The organism is Chitinophaga sp. (assembly GCF_035761305.1).
GTDB lineage: Bacteria > Bacteroidota > Bacteroidia > Chitinophagales > Chitinophagaceae > Chitinophaga.
Window position 1 is genome coordinate 1 of record NZ_DASTRI010000141.1, and the last position, 21486, is coordinate 21486.

General features: G+C 46.2%; 13 protein-coding genes. 2 read left to right on the top strand and 11 right to left on the bottom strand.

Annotated elements, in window-relative coordinates; translation table 11 throughout:
* On the bottom strand, window positions 1–373 hold a 373-nt coding region (locus tag VFS25_RS12175), incomplete at its 3' end, for a response regulator transcription factor (protein WP_326462422.1).
* Window positions 370–1857 carry a HAMP domain-containing sensor histidine kinase gene (locus VFS25_RS12180; protein ID WP_326462423.1) on the bottom strand — a complete coding sequence of 496 codons (1488 nt, stop codon included), beginning with the start codon at window positions 1855–1857 and terminating at the stop codon, window positions 370–372. The genes VFS25_RS12175 and VFS25_RS12180, both read right to left, overlap by 4 nt.
* Window positions 1858–2009: 152 nt before the next feature.
* On the opposite strand from VFS25_RS12180, the gene VFS25_RS12185 reads away from it, so the two are divergent.
* Complete coding sequence (locus VFS25_RS12185; protein WP_326462424.1) at window positions 2010–2819, top strand: GLPGLI family protein; 810 nt, start codon at window positions 2010–2012, stop codon at window positions 2817–2819.
* Window positions 2820–3031: 212 nt separating this feature from the next.
* Here the strand turns inward: VFS25_RS12185 and VFS25_RS12190 are convergent, their stop codons facing one another.
* On the bottom strand, window positions 3032–5836 hold the full coding sequence (locus VFS25_RS12190; protein WP_326462425.1) for a TonB-dependent receptor family protein: 2805 nt from the start codon (window positions 5834–5836) through the stop codon (window positions 3032–3034).
* A gap of 190 nt (window positions 5837–6026) precedes the next feature.
* Between VFS25_RS12190 and VFS25_RS12195 the strand changes: the two genes are divergently transcribed.
* Window positions 6027–6752 (top strand): hypothetical protein, encoded by a 726-nt coding sequence (locus tag VFS25_RS12195; protein ID WP_326462426.1) that lies wholly within the window; start codon window positions 6027–6029, stop codon window positions 6750–6752.
* A 34-nt stretch (window positions 6753–6786) separates the two neighbouring features.
* Here VFS25_RS12195 and VFS25_RS12200 read toward each other — a convergent pair whose 3' ends face one another.
* The 8 genes from VFS25_RS12200 to VFS25_RS12235 all read right to left on the bottom strand — a co-directional run bounded on the left by VFS25_RS12200 (window position 6787) and on the right by VFS25_RS12235 (window position 21485).
* Complete coding sequence (locus VFS25_RS12200) at window positions 6787–7296, bottom strand: DinB family protein (protein WP_326462427.1); 510 nt, start codon at window positions 7294–7296, stop codon at window positions 6787–6789.
* A gap of 782 nt (window positions 7297–8078) precedes the next feature.
* On the bottom strand, window positions 8079–9443 hold the full coding sequence (locus VFS25_RS12205; protein WP_326462428.1) for a PKD domain-containing protein: 1365 nt from the start codon (window positions 9441–9443) through the stop codon (window positions 8079–8081).
* A gap of 353 nt (window positions 9444–9796) precedes the next feature.
* A complete protein-coding gene (locus tag VFS25_RS12210; RefSeq protein WP_326462429.1) occupies window positions 9797–10315 on the bottom strand; it encodes a hypothetical protein in 519 nt (172 codons plus the stop codon).
* Between the two features lie 155 nt (window positions 10316–10470).
* Window positions 10471–10677 (bottom strand): hypothetical protein, encoded by a 207-nt coding sequence (locus VFS25_RS12215; RefSeq protein ID WP_326462430.1) that lies wholly within the window; start codon window positions 10675–10677, stop codon window positions 10471–10473.
* A gap of 12 nt (window positions 10678–10689) precedes the next feature.
* The gene (locus VFS25_RS12220) at window positions 10690–11226 is read right to left on the bottom strand and encodes an RHS repeat-associated core domain-containing protein (RefSeq protein ID WP_326462431.1); all 537 of its coding nucleotides are present in this window, start codon (window positions 11224–11226) and stop codon (window positions 10690–10692) included.
* A 309-nt stretch (window positions 11227–11535) separates the two neighbouring features.
* Window positions 11536–11916, bottom strand: a complete 381-nt coding sequence (locus VFS25_RS12225) for a hypothetical protein (protein WP_326462432.1) — start codon at window positions 11914–11916, stop codon at window positions 11536–11538.
* A 12-nt stretch (window positions 11917–11928) separates the two neighbouring features.
* On the bottom strand, window positions 11929–20685 hold the full coding sequence (locus VFS25_RS12230; protein WP_326462433.1) for an RHS repeat-associated core domain-containing protein: 8757 nt from the start codon (window positions 20683–20685) through the stop codon (window positions 11929–11931).
* 53 nt (window positions 20686–20738) lie between these two features.
* The gene (locus tag VFS25_RS12235) at window positions 20739–21485 is read right to left on the bottom strand and encodes a hypothetical protein (protein ID WP_326462434.1); all 747 of its coding nucleotides are present in this window, start codon (window positions 21483–21485) and stop codon (window positions 20739–20741) included.
* Window position 21486: the final 1 nt, after the last annotated feature.

Below are 21486 nucleotides of genomic sequence, written 5' to 3' on the forward strand. Positions count from 1 at the left end.
GCGTATGGCTGGCGCTTCGCAGCACATTATCTATACGTACTATCAGCTCTTCCATGCTGAAAGGTTTGCGGATGTAATCGTTACCGCCCAGTGTAAAGCCTTTTACAAGATCTTCTGTTTGCGTTTTGGCAGTAAGGAACAGGATGGGCACCTGCGGGTTAATAGCGCGTATTTCTTCCGCGATCTCAAAGCCGTCTTTGTTAGGCAGCATAACATCCAGCACGCATACTGTAGGATTCTCTTCCCGGAACAAAGGCAATACATTGGCGCCGTCGCGCTCCAGCAACACCTCAAACCCGCGGCGCTGCAGGCTTTCCTTTACAATTTTTCCGAGGGACAGCTCATCTTCTACATACAGTATCTTGATGCTCATCCTATCCTGTTTTTTAGTTTTACAACGCGGTTGTTATCGTAAATGATTACCGGCGCTTCTGCAAATGGAATTTTTACGGAAAATGTGCTGCCCTTATGCAGCTCACTTTCTACTGTTATATAGCCCAGGTGGCGCTGTACAATGTGCGACACATAGCTGAGGCCTAACCCATAACCTTTTGTGTTATGGCGGTTGCCGCTTGGCACCCGGAAGAACTTTTCAAATATGCGCTTCTCATATTCCTTTGCAATGCCTATACCGTTATCGGTTACACGAATTTCCAGGTATTGTTTGTGGTCGACAATGTGCACCAGGATGTCGGGCTTTTCCCGGCTGTACTTTAATGCATTGTCCAGCAGGTTATACAGCACGCTGGTCATGTGCAGCTTATCTGCCATGATAATAAAGTTTGTACCGGTGGTTTTCAGCGCAGTAACGGCCGCCTGCTTTTCAAACTGCAGCTTCATGGAGAGCATAACGCTCCTGGCCAGCCCGCGTATGTCGAACTGCTCTTTATTGAGCGCTATTTCACGGTTCTCGAACATGGAGAGCTTCAGCACCTTATCTACCAGCAGGGCCAGTCTTTGCATTTCATTGGCGGATATATCCAGGTATTCCTGCGTGGCCTGCGGATCGCTGAGCGCGTCAAAGTCCCTCAGCGCTTCTATGGCTACGCTTACCGTGGCAATAGGCGTTTTCAGCTCATGCGTCATGTTGCTGATAAAATCGTTCTTTAGCTGCGCCAGCTTCTGCTGCTGTTTCAGGTTGCGGTATAGTAACAGGAACGACAGCCCCGTAATGCCCAGCAGCAGGCACGATATCAGTATGGGTTGGGCCATGCGCTGCAGCAGGTACCAGGTATTATTTGCAAACTCCACCTGGTAACCTACCGGCTTTGTAAAGCCAATAATAACCTTGTTGCCCTCTTCATCCGGCGGAAAGGGCGGAAGGCGGCCGGCAGTATCTATGGGTACCTTATGAATGACAAAAGGCACATGAATGTTCCATCTCGCCAGCATCCGCCGGTAGCGGTCTGTTATTTCCTTTACGCTGATAGAGTCCTGCAGGGAGTCTACCCCGGCCAGGAACTCAAACACCCTTTGACCGGGAACACCACGATCCATCCGGTATTGCACATTTACAGAATCCGGCCCGTGACCGGCAGCGTCTTTCACAGCCATCAACATGGTGCGCCGCACAGGGCCTCTCATTAATGTATCGCGCAGCTTTTCACTTAGTACATTGGATATACTAACCACCCCCTCCCGGTCCTGCACACGGATTTTTACATTCGGATCCATTTCCAGCTTCACAGCCTGCAGGCGAAAGAGGGTTTCCCGGAAAAGCAGGTTGGTGCGGGAAGTGAACAGCTGCCTTTGCTCCCGGTAGTTCTTGCGCAGCCAGTATGCCTGGAATGCGGTAATGACCAGCAGTGTGAGCGCTACCAGGAAAACGGTAACCGGTATGGAGAACTTATATCGCAAATAGAGGAAAATTTACAGGGCAATAATACAGCAAATGTGTCACTTGACTTTTACCGGGGCGCGAACATTAACCTAAATTAACATTAAAGCAAGGCTCATTAACCTGCATTGCAGCAGCAAGAAAATAGCTTTACCTCATTAAAATATGCAACATGAAAAAGCTGTTTTTCACATTTTCTATGGGATTATTAGTACTGGCGGCACAGGGCCAGCAAACACAGGGCCGGGTATTATATGAGCGCACCGCGCAGCTGAAGATACACCTGGAGGGCGGGGATGAGGGAATGGCGCGTTCCTTACCCAAATCGCACACAGACAAGCTGGAAGTACTGTTTGCCAATAACCGGTGTTTACGCCGCCCGGTACAGGATGAAACCCCCGAACCTTTTAACGACGCCGGTAACGGCATGATGCACTTTAATATGCGGATGGGCGGCCCCAGCGAGATCACCTATGCGGATTTCAGTACAGGCCAGCAAATAGAACAGGCCGAGCTGGGCGTGAAAACATACATTGTTACCGACAGCCTTGAACATATGCAGTGGAAACTGACCGGCGCTACCACCACAATCCTGAACTACCCCTGCCAGCAGGCAGTAACGCAGCGTATTGGCAAACGCATGGCCACCAGGATGGAGAACGGAGAGATGAGGAATGAAGAAGTAGCCGATACTTCCAATATTACGGTATGGTTTACTCCTTCTATTCCTGTACCGGCCGGGCCGGATTTCCAGGGCCAGCTACCGGGCCTGATACTGGGCATTGATGTAAACGACGGCCGGGTGGTGTATAAAGCAGTGGAAGTATCTCCGGAAGTAGACATAGCAGCAATTAAAGCTCCTTCAAAGGGTAAAAAAATAACGGCCGCGGAGTTTGCGAATGCCCGGAAGGAGCTGATGGAGGAAATGCAGCGTAACATGAAGAGCGGCGGGCGGGGAATGATGATACGGATCGGCGGATAACGATGCTACGGATTAACCACTAAAAAACGCTGCCGGAGGACTTTCAGCTATCCTCCGGCAGCAACATAAAAGGTACATCCATTGCGGGACATTCACACATCTACTACGCCAATCATGTGTCTTCTTTCTATCTCATGTCCTAAGAAAAAACCCCTTCCCGCTGACTTAATTATTAATTCTTAATTCTTAATTATAATTGTTGCACCTCCCGATCAACCGCCCCTTCCCTCGCGCCGTCCGGCGGACAGACCGGTCTTACCCAGGCTATAGGTAAACGTGAGCATAAAAAACCGCTGCAGATTTTTTATACGGCTGTCTTCAATATAATTCTGGTTGCTGGTACGGGAAATGCCTACATTCTGGTTCAGGATGTCGTACACGCTCAGTTTCAGCTCGCCCCTGTTAAAGTGCAGGAACTGGCGGCTGAAAGATGCGTTCCACAAGGGCACACTCGCATTAAAACCGCTGGCGCGCTGGCTGTTAACAGTATAGGTAAAGCCGGTGTTCAGGTAAAAGCTGGCGGGCAGCTGCCAGTTGATCTCCCCCTCATACTGCTGCGAAAAATAATCAGTATTTAAGGTCGGCTGCAACGAGTAAGTAGTTTTATAATAATCAAACCCAGCTCCGAACGACAGATCAAGCTTGTCGGTGGGGCTCAGGTCAAACCGCAGCATAGGACCGAATGTAAAAGTATTGATGGTGCTTTGCACGGCATTAATGAACTGCTTGTTCTTGCTATATCCCATGTTACTGCTGTAGTGAACCCTACCGTTGAGGAAGCGGAGCGGCAGGCCCAGGTTGAAGTTTCCGGTCATGTTATACACGCCGTTTACATTAACCGGGTGCGTATGTTTAACGCCAAGAGAATCCACCACATCAGCATTTACAATCTTGTTTTGTGTTTCCTGCAGGTTAAAAAAGGCAAACAGGTTTTTGTCTTTAAAAGGATTTACAGATATAAAATTCAGCTGTACGGCATGAGTAAGCTCCTGCTTCAGGCCGGGGTTGCCTTCTTTTATATTCAGCGGATCGGTGATGTCCGGCACGGGTTGCAGCTGCGACATATTGGGCTGATTGGTAATGGCCGCATAGTTAATACTAAGATTGCGGTAACGGGAAAAATTGTACCTGAACCGTAAGGATGGCAGCAGGTTATAAAAAGTTTTACTGATCACGGAATCCTGCGTACCGGCAATGATTTTGCCTTCCAGCGCGGCCTGCTGCCAGTTAAGGCCTACTGCCAGGTTGAAATTCTTTTGCTGTGTGCGCAGGCGCAGGCCGGCATTGGTGTAGCTGTAGCTGTTCTCAAAGTTGTTGGTGAGTGCAGGGTTTAGCTGGTCAAACTTGCCGTTTTGCCCGTTATAATCATAGGTTACCTTGTCGGATGAGCTGCTGGTATTGCTGTGCCCCAGGCTAAGCTCCATAAGCGAACGGCGGAGTAACGGCTCCGTATATACGGCGCGTGCGTTATAGCTATTCAGGTTACCGGAAGTGGTATTGTGCTGGTTAATGGAATCTGTAGTTGCAGGGGCGCCATCGGTATTATAGAACTGGTTAACAGACAGCAGGCGGCCGGTGCTTTCGCTGCTGTTAAAGCTGTTTTGCAGGCTAAGGGACAACGTTCTTCCCTGGCGGTGAAATTTTTTGCGGAACAACAGGTCGTTCCGGAAATTGACGCCATGCCCGGTTGTACTATTATTGCTAAAGCCCTGGTTGGCCAGCTGCCGCTCTTCTGAGAGCGTTTGATAGGTGCTGTAGCTGTTGTTACGGGTTTCCTGGTAGCCGAAGGAAGGCGATATTTTAATAGAGTGAAAGGAATCTATGGCAATGTCGGCGCCCAGGTTCAGGCGATGGCTGTTGTTGAGGTTATCGCTGACAGCATGCTGGTTGTAGAAGTAGGAAGAATCCAGCAGCAGGTACTGCCGTTGTACATCGCTTTCCTGTTGCGGATTGTAGCGGTTGTAGAAATAGCTGCTGGTAAGATCGGCTTTACCGATGGTGTTATTATAGTTCATGCCGCCGCCCCAGATGGTTTTAATACCGTTGCTGTTGCCGCTTCCCATAAGCGCGGAAATAGGATCGTCGGCATTAAGGGTAAGGTTGATATTACCGCCCCCGCTTTGCCGCATGCGTTTCATTTCACCGGTAAAGTCCATCAGGTCCATAAAGGAGAAACCTTCTGCATTGGTGTTATTAGCCAGGCCAATGGCGGAGAACTGGCGGTTGCCTTTAAAAGAGTTTACGTTAAACCGGCTTTCATACCTGTCATTGGTACCGGCGCCGGCGCTGGCTTTACCAAAGAGGCCTTTCTTTTTATCCTCCTTTAGCTTGAGGTTAATGGTTTTCTCGCTGTTACCATCGTCAAAGCCGGTGAGTTGGGCGGCATCGCTGAGGCGGTCGAACACCTGCACTTTATCAATAGCATCAGCCGGCAGATTTTTGGTGGCCACCTTCGGATCTGTGCCGAAAAATTCCTTACCATCTACCAGCACGCGGCTCACCTTCTGCCCCTGGGCTTTAACGGTGCCGTCCCTATCTACCTGCACGCCGGGCAGTTTTTTGAGCAGCTGCTCCACGCTGGCATTGGGCTGGGTTTTAAAGGAGCCGGCATTGTACTGGATGGTGTCGCCTACCAGTGTTACAGGCGGAGCCTCTGCCGTTACTTCCACTTCGCCGAGGGTGCGGCTGCGGTCGTTCAGCACCAGGTTGTTAAGATGCACATTGAGCACAGCAGGGCTGATGGTTACCGTACGGCCCGTGTTGTGGTACCTGACATGCGTAACCAGCAGGCGATACTCCCCCGGAGCGATGCCCGTTAGCTCAAAGTGGCCTTTATTGTCCGACATCGTAAAGCTGACCAGTGAAGAATCCTTCTTTTTCAGCAAGGTAATAGTGGCGGAAGGAACCGGTTGCCTGGCTATGGTGTCCAGCAGGTTGCCGCTAATGGAACCGTTCCTTTGTGCTTGCGCGGCCAATGCGCAGCAGCTGATAATGAGCAGTAAGTAAATCTTTTGCATGGCAATATTTTACCCCGGCAAAGTAGTTTTACTGCGCGCAAAAGCCGGTTAACAAGGGTTGCATTAAGGTTAAGGAAGGTTAATAAAAGTGGCCGTGTAATGGAGCGGCAGGCGCAACCTTCAGAAAAAAATGTTAATATTTAACTTATTCTTGATTATGTTTCGGGGCTGTCCTAGATTTCGGGAAGAAATGAGCGCATTTAAACGTTTACACATACTCGTCATATTACTCCTTTTTTCAGGTACCGCGGCCTATAGCCAGGTGCATGTACAGGGCACTGTGTATGAACGTACCGGCCGCGTAGGTGTGGCGGGGGTAAGCGTTAGAAGCACTTCCGGCGCAGGCACGGTCACCGACTCTGCGGGACATTACAGCTTGCGCCTGCCTTATGCCGACTCCATTTATTTTTCCTACCTGGGCAAAGCCACGCAGAAATTTGCCATCAGTGAAATTCCCTGGAAATATGCCTTCGACATTAAAATGCATATGGACATCCACGTACTGCCCACGGTAGAGGTGCGGGAACGCAGTTACCACCTGGATTCCATTAGTACCCGGGAGGAATATCGCAAAGTATTTGACTTTTCTCCTGACTACATCACCAGTGGCAACGGCGGCGCAGGCGTTAACCTGGACGCGCTGCTGAGCCTGCGCAAGATCAAGCAGATGCGGGTTTTCCAGCGACGGTTGGAAGCGTATGAACAGGAAAAATATGTCACTCACCGGTTTAACCGCTCCCTGGTGGAGAAGATCACCGGGCTGAAATCGCCTGACCTGGAGCGGTTCATGCTCGACTACCGGCCCAGTTTTGAAATGCTGATGAGCTTTGAGAATGACTACGAGTATTACCAGTATATCCTGAATGCGAGCCGGTATTTTAAAGATGACCTGAAGCGGGGAAGACGGTATTGGTAGGATCGATAATCAAGGCCGCCCCGGAGGCCGGCCCTTAACTACTCCTAAACTGGTTATCATCCGCACTGGGCCCGTAAATAGAAGGTACCGGTATATCGTTCAGGCGCATGTACACGGTAAGCTGGCCCCGATGGTGCACCCAGTGGTTGATAGTAGAGGAAATGCTGGGCATTACCGGGCTGGCAAACAGCAAATTGCCGTTTGCTTTAAGGGCAAAATCCTTTTGGAGGTTTTCTTCTGTTGCATTCCTTAACGCATTCTCCGCACGCTTTAGGTTTTCATCCAGGTGGTTAACCAGCGCCTGTGTTGTTTTTGTTTCCAGGTGTTTGAATGTTGCAAAATCTATTTCGCCCTGCTCTATCATTACAGCAATCCACAACGGAATTTCTGCTACCAGCAAAGAAAGATAGCCCAACGCCATGGATTTGGGATGAGGCTTGTAATCAAACAGGCTTTCGGGTATGCGTTCCAGGCATTTACGGCTGGCAGTGGCTTCTGCCTTCATCTCTTCGAGGTAAGCGGCGGCTAGTTCAGTGTTTTTCATGAGCAATGTTTTGATTGTTATGGGTTTTGTTTTGAAAAAGATAAGGCAAGGGGTTGGGGCAAAGATAAAACACATAATTTAATACTAATGATGCATTCTATGAGATAGCAAATCGTTTATCCGGCTCATTTCTACTGCATTTGCTACTGTGGCTTTTGAAACCAAGACTTCTCCGTTGTTACTAATTATGAATTCCTTATGCTGTTCTTTCAATATCTGCCTTAAAGTATCTGTTTCCGCCTTTGTAAAGGAACTATCGGTATATTTATAACCTGTTATCATCCTCCAATCTTCGTCATATACCTCTTTTACACGGACAAACATATAATAGACCAGGGATTCGGGCAAATCAATTTTAACAGGTTTCCGGTAATACTCCACTGCAAGCAGTAAACCTATGATCGCGTATAACGGGCTTATTATGAAAAGACACCTGGCATAAAACGCCTTCTTTTTCTTATGACAAACGCTGTTATTATATACAAGATGCCGATTACAATTAATATCCACCCCAGAAAGTCATATAAAAAAGGCTTAGGGTCCTGGAAGGTTGATGATAACACCATTGCTATCGTAAGAGGGATGCCTACCAGCAGGCCTAAGTTGATAAATACTTTAATTCTTTGCTTCATTATTCTGTATAATTCGTTTGCCCCATATCGCATTATTCTCCCTTGCCATTCCAGCAATTCTATGGCTGCAGCAATAATATAAGCCGATGCATGAACGTTCTCTCAAACGAACATATACCTGCCCCAATGCTCTATGGCTACTATCTGTTATTACTCCTCTTCTATAATTAATGCATTTATATATGAGAAGTTGCCGTATGTAGCATCAAGTGACGGATATACAGCTATTCCAATTTTACCGGTTGCATCCGGAGATACGCCGGTTACTACGGTTTGAATTGCCGTATTGCCTAAAGCATTCTGCTGTAATTCAGTTCCACCATTAATACGCCAAACGCCGTACCTAGCATCTGACACCCCTGTTGCGCGGGATGCTACCAGTTTTAATGTATAAGTTTTGGAAGCGTCTAAACCCGTAATCAGCAGGTTATCTGTTGTAGTGTATTTGGTACTGTAATTAAACCAGAAGCTTTTAAGGACCTGGTCAGGCACAATGCCGCTGTCATCTCCTGTTACTTCACCAGCATCATCATTTCCGTTGGAACCGCCAAAAGCTGTCCAGTACTCCCATGTAGCGCCGCCGTTGTCTATTGTCCAGCCGGTAGTAGGATCAGTAGCTGTAACATGATTATCACTAACAGGGCCGTACACATTAAACCAGCCCGGTACTGCAGGTGCCTGGGTATTGGAGAAGTTCACCCGCAGTATTTTGGGACCGCCGCTTTCGGGGTTCACCTGTACAGTTGCATCATCGCTTATCTGCCGGCCATCGACAGTAGTAACAGTCAGACGGAAAGTATAAGTACCGCTTATCAATCCGGTAATAGTACAGGTTTGAGCAGTAGCATCTGTTATAGCAGCTGTGTTAGGACCTGCAAGCTGGCTCCATTGATAAGTACTGATTGTATTACCATTAGAAGCTATTGAACCAGTAAGCTGCAATCCGCTGTTGGGTAACGTAATACTGGTATCCTGTACCGTAACAGTTAGAATGCCTGCTGACAGCTGAAAATCAAGGCTTACACCAAACAGCGACTCAATGTAGACCCGGTCGGCCTGGGCTAAAGCCGGGTAAAAGCGGATAAAACCGCTCACACTGTCTACCATTATACCGTCGGTAGTATCACGGTATTGAAATAATCCGTTACGCCAAACTTTTATGTTTGCGTATCGGAGGCCTGCGTTAGTATAGCTGGTATCACCAGCAGTAGGAGCATCAGCACCGCCAACCTTAAACTGCAGGCTTTTACCAATATTGGCACTTTTATAAGTGATAGTGTCCTGGCCAACGATTGCCAATGCTGTATCACCAAGGTTTACCAGTTCCAGGCGTTTGAACTGTGTATGACCGCTGCCGGTATTATAGAGAAAGCCAAGCGTATCGCGGGTTTCATTCTCTATTGTCAATTCGGCGCTTTTGACAGTGACTGTGTCTTTCTTTACCTGCAGGCTTGACTGAGAAAATGCGGCAAAGGTAAAGAACAGGAATAGGGATGTTAATAGTGATTTACACATAATAAGTTTTTTGGGCATAGGGATTCAATATATTATTTATAATATGTGCTATTTTTACTAAAATGAAACATGATTTTTTTTGTAACACAGCAACAAACAGCCTATTTTGTGGTTGTTTCTTTTAATATAATCTGTAATAAATTCCTTCCATCTAAAACGTTACTTTCTTCTTATATCTAACCAGGTTATTTTCTACATTCAGCACTTGAAACCCTATAGAATATGCTTTTACTTATCTTATCTAATTTCGGATTCTATGTTACATATTCAATGCTTCTAAGAATTCCTTTAAAACCGTCGATAAAACAAGTAAAGAAACACTCCCGTGCTTAAAATTTTTTAGATAATCAATCTTAGCAGCAGAACGATCTGTATTCGTTGACCATAGAAAAAAAACATTGTCCGTCCTTTACATAAACGACATGGCTTACATCATCAAATTGCGAACCTAAATTAAAACTGAACCTCTCATATTTATCCATCTGCTCATAATCTTCATCTGTTAAGCTCCCGATCTCGGCATCTAACACTAATGCTAATTCAAATATTTCCCTATTAGTTTTACTATCAAAACTATCATCATACAAACTTGAATATTTATCCGTGATATCCTTCAATGAACGTACTGCATAAGATAACTTATCCGACCTTTTAAAATCACCAAAGTCTTGATTATTTATCCAAAACCTCAGTTTTCCCGTTTCCTTATCTTTCTTATAGTTACCTACTTCAATAGCAAAATCATGCTTAGTCCCAACTAATATATTCATATTTGGTATTTTTTTGGTTTCATTATTTATCTGGGTTGTTAACTCCTTTAGCATTCTCAGGGCGCAAAAATTTCTTTTCCCAATCACTGCCAAAATTTGCACGTAACCACAATATACCTGCCCTTATCTGCGTCCTACTTGTAGTGGACCGATTCTTATTATCAATCCTTGTAGAAGCTTAATGCTAGATGCGCCCCTCGTATTTAATTCAATAATAGCAGTTTCCGCTCCCTTTATAATATATTCACTGGCCTTACCTAATATCTTCTTATAATTTTTGCTCTTTCATGTTTAGGATCATAACGTCCTTGAACTCCCGGACTCCTCTCAAAAGCATCCTTGGTAATACCAAAATAAGGTATTGCACTATTACTGGCAACAATGCCCGAGCGGATCTTATCTGTACTTGCTGTTTCGTATAAATAATAGCCGTCATCTCCATTATCCTCTTTCTCAGGTTTCATCTTAGGATCGTATTAACGCTGAGGATTCGCGGCAGGTTGCGGTGCTTTTTCAGGAACTTGTTGAGTAATTGTATTTTGATCAGGTGCTTTTAACAAAGGTCCTCTGCCATAAGTATATGCATCCGGCCTAGGTAATACAGGCATTGCATTAAAAGAAGTCCAGTTGAACGGCAATTCCTGGTACATTCCACTTGGGCTAACCCTCACGGAAGAAAGATTGCCTCCTACGCTTGCTTCTTCAAAAGGACACGCCTTCGTACCAACATCAACACCAGTCTCTATCGCTTCATTTAAACTAAACATTGGTGGGTCAACTCCAAAGATAGGTATGAGTTCTTCCGCTCCATCCAAATCTATTGCCCAAATTGGTTTATTCCCTGCAAAAGAATATGGTGTGTAATAAGGATAATCCTTCGTCAACGGGTCCACACTCAAAAACCGTCCCACTCTCGGATCATAAATCCGCATCCCATAATCCTGCTGATTCCCCTCTCCTTTCACCTCATTATCATTCTCCTTCCCATTAAACCCATACCTATACCCACTCATTGCCTCATTGCTGCCACCTATATACTGCCACGCTCCTTCCCTTCCTTCAAAGAACTATCCGATAAAGATATATTTTTTCATATGTTTTTCATCTGAAACAAAAAATCCAGGCCCAACGCTGTGACCTAGGTTCTCTTTAATCCCTCAAAACGCCCTCTTCTATCAGACAAAATTTAAATTGCCTCGTCCCATTTAGATAGGTGGATTCAATATAACCTTTGCCTTGAATATGTCAAATTATTTCATTACAATTTATTAAGACAAAGAAACCTTAAAAGAGCTTTACTATTTTAGTATTTGGTTCTATCATTAGAATATAAAATATATATTTTTTTTTGTCCTAATAGAGATATCCAATAGTCGTAATAACCCTTCAAGAATATCTTTTTCTCTCCCATCCTCAATTGTCTCTGCGTACTTCTTCAATCTTTTGAAAATCCTCAACTTTACTTCTGTTGAAAGTATCCAGTCATCTTCCCCTGCTTGGAGCATACCACCATTCTCCTCATTAATTATATCCAAGACCTCACTATTATATTGAAGGATATATATGTCATCTAAACTCAAAAACAAAGCATTGGAACTAGATTCTGACAAATTTTCATTACACCAAGTAATAACATCACCATGCTCCATTAGATCCTCATTAATATATTCAAACGGCACATAAATAGGATACTTCTTTTCCATATCTTAATACATTTAATCTTGATTCAATATATGTGTCTGACGCTGAACATAATCTTTTGCCTCCATCCCAGAACGTCCAGCAGTACTAGGTACTCGTCCATTCGTTTCTAAATATTGATTAGTATTTCTATTAAAAATTCGAAAATAATTGTTCTCATTGTCCGCGATGATCTGAATATTAGTTTGTGGATTCGTGTATCTTGTTTTAACACCATCCTCAGAAACTACACCTTCAATACCCGGAGCAAATCTTTTAATTGCATCTTTTAAACTTCCTCTTGCCCAATTCGGACTATTTCTTTCAAAAGCTAATCGCCTCTTTTCTACTCCGCTTGATGGGTTAGAAGATCCATTAGTACCATGTACCTCATTAGTTCCATTCTCACCACTTGCTAATAAAGTGGAAACGATTTGAATTTGAGGCACTACAGTTTTAATTACAACTGATTCGCTCCTAGCAACAGCCAAAGTGGGTGAAGTCCCCGCACTACCCAACCCTGGTATAGGCGCTGCGGCACCAACCTGACTTCCTCGGTTATAGGCAGCTGCATATTCCTCATTTATACCAAGACTTTCTGCCGATCTACTGTAAATACCAAAAGTCAGGTGAGTGGCAGCTCCATTAACGGTGCCTAATGTTGAAGCCATTGCTGTATTTACCAATGCATTTTGTCGCTGTCTTCCAAGGTCAGTCCAAGCAGTAAGTCTTCCGTCTAATACAAACTTGGTTGCTTTATACATAGCAACTCTAAATTGCATCCAGAGCGACAAGGGTGGATCACCTGGTTCCATGCCAAAAACGTCAACAAATCTTATTGGGCTATTTGCAGAAAAAGCATATACCGTCTGACCTGCATACTTCATCGCCAACGGATCCACACTCAAAAACCTCCCCACTCTCGGATCATAAATCCGCATCCCATAATCCTGCTGATTCCCCTCTCCTTTCACCTCATTATCATTCTCCTTCCCATTAAACCCATATCTATACCCACTCATTGCCACGCTACTGCCATCACCCGTTTCACTACTTCCACCACTGTAACTATCATCCGCAATCGTCGCATTGAACTCATCCTTTACCCCGCTGCTAAAGCCTTCCACGAAATTGATTGTCTGCGAAGCAGTATACTCGCCCGGCTGGTTGTCGGTGCGGCTGCCGAGTGATAAGGATTCAGGAACTGTATAGCCGTTCACCACGCTGCTGCCGGATGACCAGCCACCTGCAATATGGTGGCCGTTACGGCCGGGCATCAGCATACCAAACGGATAGTAATCCTGGGCGGATGTGAGCTTTGCTTCGTAATGGTCTATAGTAGTACCGTCCAGGGAAACAGGCCTTTTCTCGTCCGACACAGTGGCCAGCACATTGCCTAAATGGTTACTTAATTCAAAGATCTTATTACCTCTGGTAAAAATAACATTTTTTCCTTCTCCTAAACCCGGTATAGTCGTAGTAGAAGGTACGTCCCTGTGCTCCACATTTGTAGCTAAAGTGCTCATACCCAGCCTGCTGCTGCCATACAGCTCTGTTTCCGTTTGGGAAAGGTCACCATTATTTACCGTAGCATCCTTGCTGGTGTAAACGCTCAGGATGTTACCCGTAGCATCCCGAACATACCAGGTTTGCTGGCCGTTAACATCCTTGCTGATACGGTTTCCGGCGGCATCATATGTGTAAACAATGTCGGTATTATTGCTTTTTTTGATCTTCCGGATCTTACCGTAAACAGTCCATTCTATATTATCAATGTTTGCCTGCTCATCATGCGTTAAATTGCCAATTGCATCATATGTATAGTTCCCCTCTCCCTGGCTCTTAATATCATTGCCATAGTCTCCATCATGTGCTGCATCATTTATGGAGGACAGTTTATTGGTGCCTGATATATAACTATAGGTAAGATTATCCATCTCGATAGATTTACCCGCAAACAGGGGACTGCCATTACGCAGATAGCTTAATATATTGCCATTGGCATCATAGCTCACATCTTCTTTAAAATCGTCCAGTAAGGAAGGCGTCCATGTATTGGTGGATGTGTTCAGGGTATGCAGTGCATTCATCCCTTTCAGCCGGTTCAGCACATCATAATTATAGGCGTATAACAGCGGCTCTCCCAGCGAAGGAATGTTCACGCTCATAGCGCTTATGTTGCCGTTGAAAAGCGGCTTAAAGTTAGTACCGGCATCCGAAGCTGCTGCAAAAGGTTTCAGCCCCTGTTTAATGGGTGTATAATCGCCGTTGCCATAATAGTGCAGGGCAAAGCCAAAAGCATCCCTGGCTACAATGCTGCCAGGGCCGCCGTCCGCACCCATGTCAAATTCCGGTGTCATGGCGGTGCTGTTCACACCCTTCAGCCAACCCTGCAGCGTATAGGCATAGTCTATCCCCTGCACCTGCTGCTGGCCCAATATCATTCTTGCCAGGGGGCCATGCTTATAATACTGGTAATAAGCATCATTTTCCCAATAGATATTATCGCGGCTGGTGGCTACGTTAGTCAGGCGGTTTTCAGCGTCGTAGGTGTACCGATGATAAAATGCGTCCGGTTCGCCCGGCTGATAATCCACTTCGTTTACCTTACCGCTAATGAGATCATAGTGGTACTTTATTTTCTTCCACCGGTTACCGGTAGTCCGCATAATACCGCCATCTGCCTTAAAGTCCTGCAGCAACGTTTCTACATTACCGTGAATATCATAGCTATAGAAGGTGCCTGCTTCATAATCGCCTGTGGCCAGCTTATCCGCTGAATTGTACAAGGCAGACCAGGATACCCGGTTGCGCAGGTTGGTGGCGATCAGCACATGACCGCTTTCATCACCTTCCAACGGCGTATAGGGCAGATCGTACACCGTACGGGTGACCTGCGTTTTATTGGCCGCAGCTCTATTCAGCCAGCCGGACAGCTGCGCATCATTACGGCTAACGGCATCGCTCATAGCTTCTGTACTGATGATCTCCCCTACTTCGGTAATGCGGCCCAAAGGATCATATAACGTATAACTATAAGCGTCATCTGTCAGCTGTTTTGCATTCTGGGAAACAGCCAGCCTGCCCAAACGGTCGTACCAGAACCGGCTGTCGCCGCCATCCGGCGTATGCTGCGCTACCACCTGGTTCAGCGTATTGTAGTGGTATTCCGTAGCCATTTTATGATCCGGGGTTTTCTGGTCCCCGTTTGCGCGGGCCGTCCTTACCTGGTTCAGCCAGTTTTCGCTGCGGTCTACTACAGCGCCGGCCGGCGGTATGGTTTTTACCAGGTTACCTGCCTGATCATAATAATATAAAGTATAGTGATATTCACTGGTATGATAGGTGACTGTAAAATTTTCAAGGTTCGCTGCCTGCAATGCGGTGTTAATGTAATCCCTGTCAAAAGTACCCAGTACAGAGTCCTTGTAGGCTTTATACATCTCCGTGGCTGTACTGATCACAAAGAAATCATTGTCTGAACAGCTGTTATCAATGCTAATCGCGGGGAATACCGGCTCTGTTCCGTTGCATAAGAGTGGGCCGTTATTAAACGCATAACACGTATCTGAACCAGGGCACTTAAGTGTTGAGTCTGCAATACCAGGGATACCGGGAGTAACGAGTATAAGATGATTGGTACTTGGCAAGAGCTCATCCTGATTAAGCGTAAAATCCCTTTTTACAACAATGGCGTTGGTATAAGTTGCCGTAAAGGAAGTATCCGTACAAGCCGTCCTACCCAGGGCATTCGTGAGCATAAATAAACCACGGTTTTCATATTTACCTACGGCTGCAATAGATCCGTCACTATTCTGTATTACCGCGCTTATCTGTTGGTTGCCTGTTTGCTGTATTCTATTATCCCAATCCAGGCCGGTATTAGTCGAATTTATTTTATATGCATAGATCTCCTGATTTTGCACCATTGCCGGCATTGTAATAATATTGTTGCCAGCTGTATAATAAACCGGCAGCCATGCCATCCAGTTGCCGTAATCACCGGATAAGACTTTAGCCGATATTACATTCCCGCTGGTGTCAATATCCAGTATATTACCCTTCCCATCTTCGTTATTCCATCCTGAGGCTTCAAGTAAAGTTATTTTGTAGCCTTCCTGAGTCTTGTGAATAGCATTTACCCAGTTAGTCCGGCCGTTCAGATCATATCCGCTATACGATTTTATAACCCCGTCACTTTTCCGGATCTTCATTACAACAGCATCATAATTGGTTGCTCCTGTATAGCGTACCGATCCCGCAGCTATCAGTAAGCTGTCATCTTCCAACAACATTACAACGGGATCTGAATTTATCGAACCGGCATGCTTTACCCACCCCAGATTTCCGCTTGCATCCAAAGTACCAATCAGCCAGTCCACATTTTCAGAGGGAGAGTTATATTTGCCCGAAAAAGCATATCCACCATCGCTGGTAGTTATAACATCCATTGCCTCTTCGCCTGCCGCTGAGCCAAATCCAAGTGATTGGCTCCATTGTACGTTACCCGCTTCATCTATCTTAACTACAAAAATCTCAGATTTTCCACTATTAAAGGAATTTGTATTTCCAATCGCCACATATCCTCCGTAGGGAGCGCTCTTTATTTTGACGAATTCATCATTTCCGGCTCCTCCGTATGTTTTTGCCCATTGGTAATTCCCCTGATTGTCTGTTTTAACTATAAATGCATCCTTTCCGCCGTTTCCGATTCCTACGGTGTAACCGGCTATTATGTAGCCGCCGTCAGCTGTTTTCTTAAAGTCACTAAATACATCAGTAGATGACGCAACAGCGCCGCCTACAGCTGACCCGGCAAAGCTGGTCTGCTGACCGCCGGTATAGGCGGAGTAGGTGCGCATTTGCTGGCTGGGCGTACACACCGTGGTATCGCGCGACGATACTTTTGTACAGCTGTCCATGAACTGGATGTACTCCCAGGCCTGCCTGGCAAAGCCCAAATGGTTGTTCATGTAATTAGCGAACAGCTGGTTTTTTTGCGGCTGATTTTCACCATCGTCCGATACAGTTGGCAATGCATCGGGATACAGGGCTTTATAGTTGGCATACAGGGCATTTACCACACTACAGGTGGCACAGGCAGGGGCTACATTACACTGCATCCAAACGGGTATCTTCAACGGAGCCGACAGATATTTACAAGCACTGCCGGCGCTGCTGCAGCCGTCAAACAGCTTTTGCAGGTCAGCCGCTGAAATATGTATTTGCCGTGTACGCAGTAAATAAGCCGGCATGTCCACATCTGATGGCATGCGGTTACTCTCATACTCCTGCCGCAGCTCTTTCAGTTTTGCACACTCACAGTCTGCCGGTTTGGTGTAGCTTACATTTTCGGCATAGGCCGGCTGCCGGTCGTAAGGTTTGGGCACTGTGATCAGTTCCGGGTTACAGATCAGCGGGTTTGCAGGATGCTGATCATTGTATTCCTTCAGCACCTGCTCAAAACTCCTATAATAATAAGTACTGGATGGTTTTACGGTGCTGGCGCCAAAAGGATGGTCCTGGTCGCCGCCTTCCTTACATACCTGCACCAGTTTGGCCTTTATTTCGTCCCAGGCCGCTGTGCCATACTGGCATGGAGCCAGCTGCTGCAACCAATACTCCGTATAGGCGTTACAATTATCTGCAATTGCCTGCTGCAGGGCTGCATTTGCTGCGGCACGACCGGCATTTGGATCCGTGTTATTAATATCCATATAAGGCAGCTGCTGGTCGCTTATGGCATCCGCAGCAATATTAAAATGCGGTTGTTTACCGGCGGAGGACAGGTCCCTTGCAAGTTCCGGCTGGTTGCAGGCATTAGTTACCTTGCTGTTCAGCATATCATGCTTTATCTGCAGGTATATGCCGCGGAAAGCACGCCAGGCCATATCCAGATCACCGGTGCATAACGCATTTTCATCAAAAGCAGGCCGCGCATTCTGATATGCAACCTTGCACCCGTTATCGCCTTCCTTACATTTGATGCTTGCAACGGCCACGCTCCAGATATTAAATGTACCGTCCGAGGCAACCACGTAGTTCTCCATTTTATTTTCCAGCTCACTTTGGAGGTCAGGCCAATCCTGCAACAGCGCATCTTTTCCATTAGCCGGGTAGTTCACGAACGGGCCGGTGACTCCACCTGTGGGGTTCAGGTAACCAGCAGCCTTGGCTTCTGCATACGTGTCAACTGATTCAAAAGCCCCGTCCCAGCTGTAGCTGTTTTTATATTTCTCCAGCTCCAGCAGCTTACAGTACTCCGGGTGCAATGGCAGCAAGGTAGCTGCCCACGACGGTTTAAACTTGGCGGCAAACTGTTCAGGAATAAGTTTTTGCGGCGTTACATAGGCGCCGAACCGTTCATCATATACCAGATCCGGTTTACCTGCTTCATCGCGGTACACCAATGTTTCATCCTGGTAAGCACGCGGATGCGCGTCTCCTGTGGTATAAAATATGGAATATTGATCTATCTTATCAATGTTGGCATACTGTCCTGAAGGCGCGCTCATGTCCATCAGCATAGCCTGGCGAATGTCATCTGTTTCGGACGATTTGCCGCACAAGGCGTTGCAGGATTCCATTGCGCTCTGGTAGGCAGCCTGCACATCGTTTTCAAAATCAGCAGGCGCTCCTTCCGGCTTTACGCTGTTTACATATTTCTGGCGAAAGTCGTCCAGGGTACCTAGCTGGCTTAAACAGGCGGCGCAGTTAGGCACGCACTCCAGATCGTTTACCAAAGAACGCTGCTGTTGTATAAAATCGTCCAGCGTTTTACACAGATTGGCCGGCCCAAATACATTGTTTCGGTAATAGTCAAGGCCCTCCTGGCTTATAATAAGCCGCTTGGTAATTTCATAACTGCCTTCTTTAAGATGTACGGTAAACGGTACATTGAATGCCTGGCCGGGTTGCCCGCAAACAGAGGGGTTTATAGCGCCAACCGTATAATTCAGCACCAGCTTCTCAAACGGCTTTTTGTTCGGCAACCCCTGGCTATAACCATCGCCAGTGATGGTTATCTCAAGATCATACAGCCCGTTATAACATACATCGTTACCATTACAATCCTTTATTGTTAATACCGGCGGAGCAAGGGTATAATTGAAGTTGTAGTTGTCCTCCATTGTCACCACCTGCGACTGACGGCTTTCCATCACCAGGCCTTCTACGGTATTTTTACCAGGGCCGGAAAGCACATCTGTATTTTCATACACAGCATAAGAAGGTAATGGCGCCATATCCGCGTTAGCCGGCATTCCCGCCAAAGCAGTGGCAATGGTACGGCCATGCATATCCAGGTAGCTCACTGAATACTGCCCATTGGCATCCCTCATGATATTTTTAAAATAGTGGCTTTTGCCGCCCGCTTCTGTGCCGAACATCGCGTCCAGATCATTATCGCCGGGCGCGCCATAATAGTATTTGGTTTCATGATCGCTGCCCAGTTTATATACAGGCCCTAATCCACCCTGCCGGCTAATACGGCCGGTGTTATCCTGCGTATACGAAGTTTCGGTAAAGGGATATTTTTGTGCATCAGGTATATAGCGGCTTATCCCGGTGTTCTTATCAGGGTCGGGATTATTGGCAGAATAATAAGTGCTTGCGCCGCCTCCCATTTCAGCTGCGCTGGCATCCATAAATTCCGAAGGATCGTTTAAATGATCATATTTATCCTTATCGTACTCTGCGCCGTTTATATCTGTATTAAAATCCCGGCTGTATTTAATAATGTTACTCAATGTGGGTGCCGGCATTACCTGTAGCACCGGCCTTCCCTGGTAGTCATAGTAAGACTCACCTACCAGGGTTGTATTGGTACTGTTATCTTTGGTTACTGTTTGCCGGCTTCTGAGGCTGCCGTCAAAATACTGCACCACTACCTTACGTTTGCCTTCCTCTGCATAGCTAACATCTGACTGCCAGTTCAGATGCCGCTGATGTCCCATAAAATTAAAACTTCCCAGGCCGCCTGTAAAGTCGGAGCTCCAGGCTGTTTCCAGCCTGCTGTTATGCTCCTTATCCTGCACAGCCCTTACCCGGTAAAACAGTACCCCTCCATTATCGTATATAAGTGGGATTGCATAATTATTGGCAGATATAGTAACACGGGTAGCATTATTTTCAAACAACAACCGGGGCGTCGGTGGCGTACCGTAACGCGCGAGCGCGGAAGAATCGATGTAAGCCCATTCAAGATCATATTCATCGGCTCCTGTAGCAGCAGGCCAGCTCACATTAATTTCATCTGTTTCATCAGTATTCTCCGGGTTTACAGTGGTGAAGCTTTTAACGGCATCATCCACGCAAGACAGTTTATATACCGGGCGAACCTGCATTTCATTTTCCAACATCAGCGCCGGTAACACATCCGGTACCGAAACAGTAACACTTAATATCTTAATGCTTACTTTATGCGCATTGCTGAAAAGAAAACTATTGCGGGCCATGTAAGCATGGGCTGTATCATAGTTAATATCCAGTGTTCTGTCTATAGAGTCAACAACAAGACCAGGAGTAGTATATATAATACGCACATCAACCTTGGCAGTAAACTGCACCGGTAAATACAGGGGCGAATATTCATTGATCTTAAAGGTTATCACGTTGGTAACCTGGTAAGGCGTATCCAATTTGTCCTGCAGGGTTGCGCTGAAATAAGCACTGTCTTGTATGGCAGCCATGGAATCCTTTGCCAGTTGTCCTTTGCTGCCATCCAGCACTTTTTTAAATACAATACCAGTACCTGTTTGCGCATGGGATTCACCTGCAAGCGTAACAAGCAAGGCAGTTAACAGCCACAGACCAATTCGATTGTGCAATAAACGCATCATATCTTTCATAGATTGGGAGATCCAACAAATATTTTATACTCTTTGTAAGCGGGGGTTGTTTTAAGCTCGTTACCTTCCCTGCTAAAAAACTGCTTCTCATCAAAGCGACGCTCATCAACCGGTAGCTGTTTATAGTTGTTCAAAACAGCCTGCACAATGGCATATTCATCATATCCGGGGTCCGGCGCTACGTCCTGCGCATCCATTAACAGGGCTGTTTTTATTACATACCGCATGGAAAGCAAACGTTTTGAAAGCGTGTCCAGCGTTATCGCAATATGCTTATAGGGCGCGCCTTCCTTAAAGCTAATCCGTACCAGCTTTTGATTGCCTTTATACGTTATTTCACAGCCAGTAACGCCTGTTCTCTCTAAGGACTCCTGCATGGGCAGCAACGGATTGGCCTGGCTAACGGACGAATCCGGCTTTGCCACATACATCAGCATATCTTCCTCAAACAGCACAACCGTATAGTGCTTATTATGAATAGTTTCTGTGTTACCTATTATATAACGATAGTCGTCGCCGGAAAGCTCCATTTTTCCGCTCAGCGAATCCAATACCATCCCCGGCGCATGTTCATTGCTATAAGTATAGTATATATCGAATGACTGGGAACCGGCGCTATAAAAGCCTTGCACCTCTTTCATCACCTGCATTACCTTTTCCACATCCTGCCCGGATTGAGCTGCTGCCGGGCTGGTTATGCCCGTTACCAGCCAAGCGCCTATCAATAGCATATATTTATTCATG

Excerpts from the sequence above, each read along its gene's own strand:
- VFS25_RS12195 (WP_326462426.1), top strand. The coding sequence starts at position 6,027 with ATGAGCGCATTTAAACGTTTACACATACTCGTCATATTACTCCTTTTT.
- VFS25_RS12235 (WP_326462434.1), bottom strand. The coding sequence starts at position 21,485 with ATGAATAAATATATGCTATTGATAGGCGCTTGGCTGGTAACGGGCATA.
- VFS25_RS12220 (WP_326462431.1), bottom strand. The coding sequence starts at position 11,226 with ATGAGTGGGTATAGGTATGGGTTTAATGGGAAGGAGAATGATAATGAG.
- VFS25_RS12215 (WP_326462430.1), bottom strand. The coding sequence starts at position 10,677 with ATGAAACCTGAGAAAGAGGATAATGGAGATGACGGCTATTATTTATAC.
- VFS25_RS12205 (WP_326462428.1), bottom strand. The coding sequence starts at position 9,443 with ATGTGTAAATCACTATTAACATCCCTATTCCTGTTCTTTACCTTTGCC.
- VFS25_RS12200 (WP_326462427.1), bottom strand. The coding sequence starts at position 7,296 with ATGAAAAACACTGAACTAGCCGCCGCTTACCTCGAAGAGATGAAGGCA.
- VFS25_RS12185 (WP_326462424.1), top strand. The coding sequence starts at position 2,010 with ATGAAAAAGCTGTTTTTCACATTTTCTATGGGATTATTAGTACTGGCG.
- VFS25_RS12225 (WP_326462432.1), bottom strand. The coding sequence starts at position 11,916 with ATGGAAAAGAAGTATCCTATTTATGTGCCGTTTGAATATATTAATGAG.
- VFS25_RS12190 (WP_326462425.1), bottom strand. The coding sequence starts at position 5,836 with ATGCAAAAGATTTACTTACTGCTCATTATCAGCTGCTGCGCATTGGCC.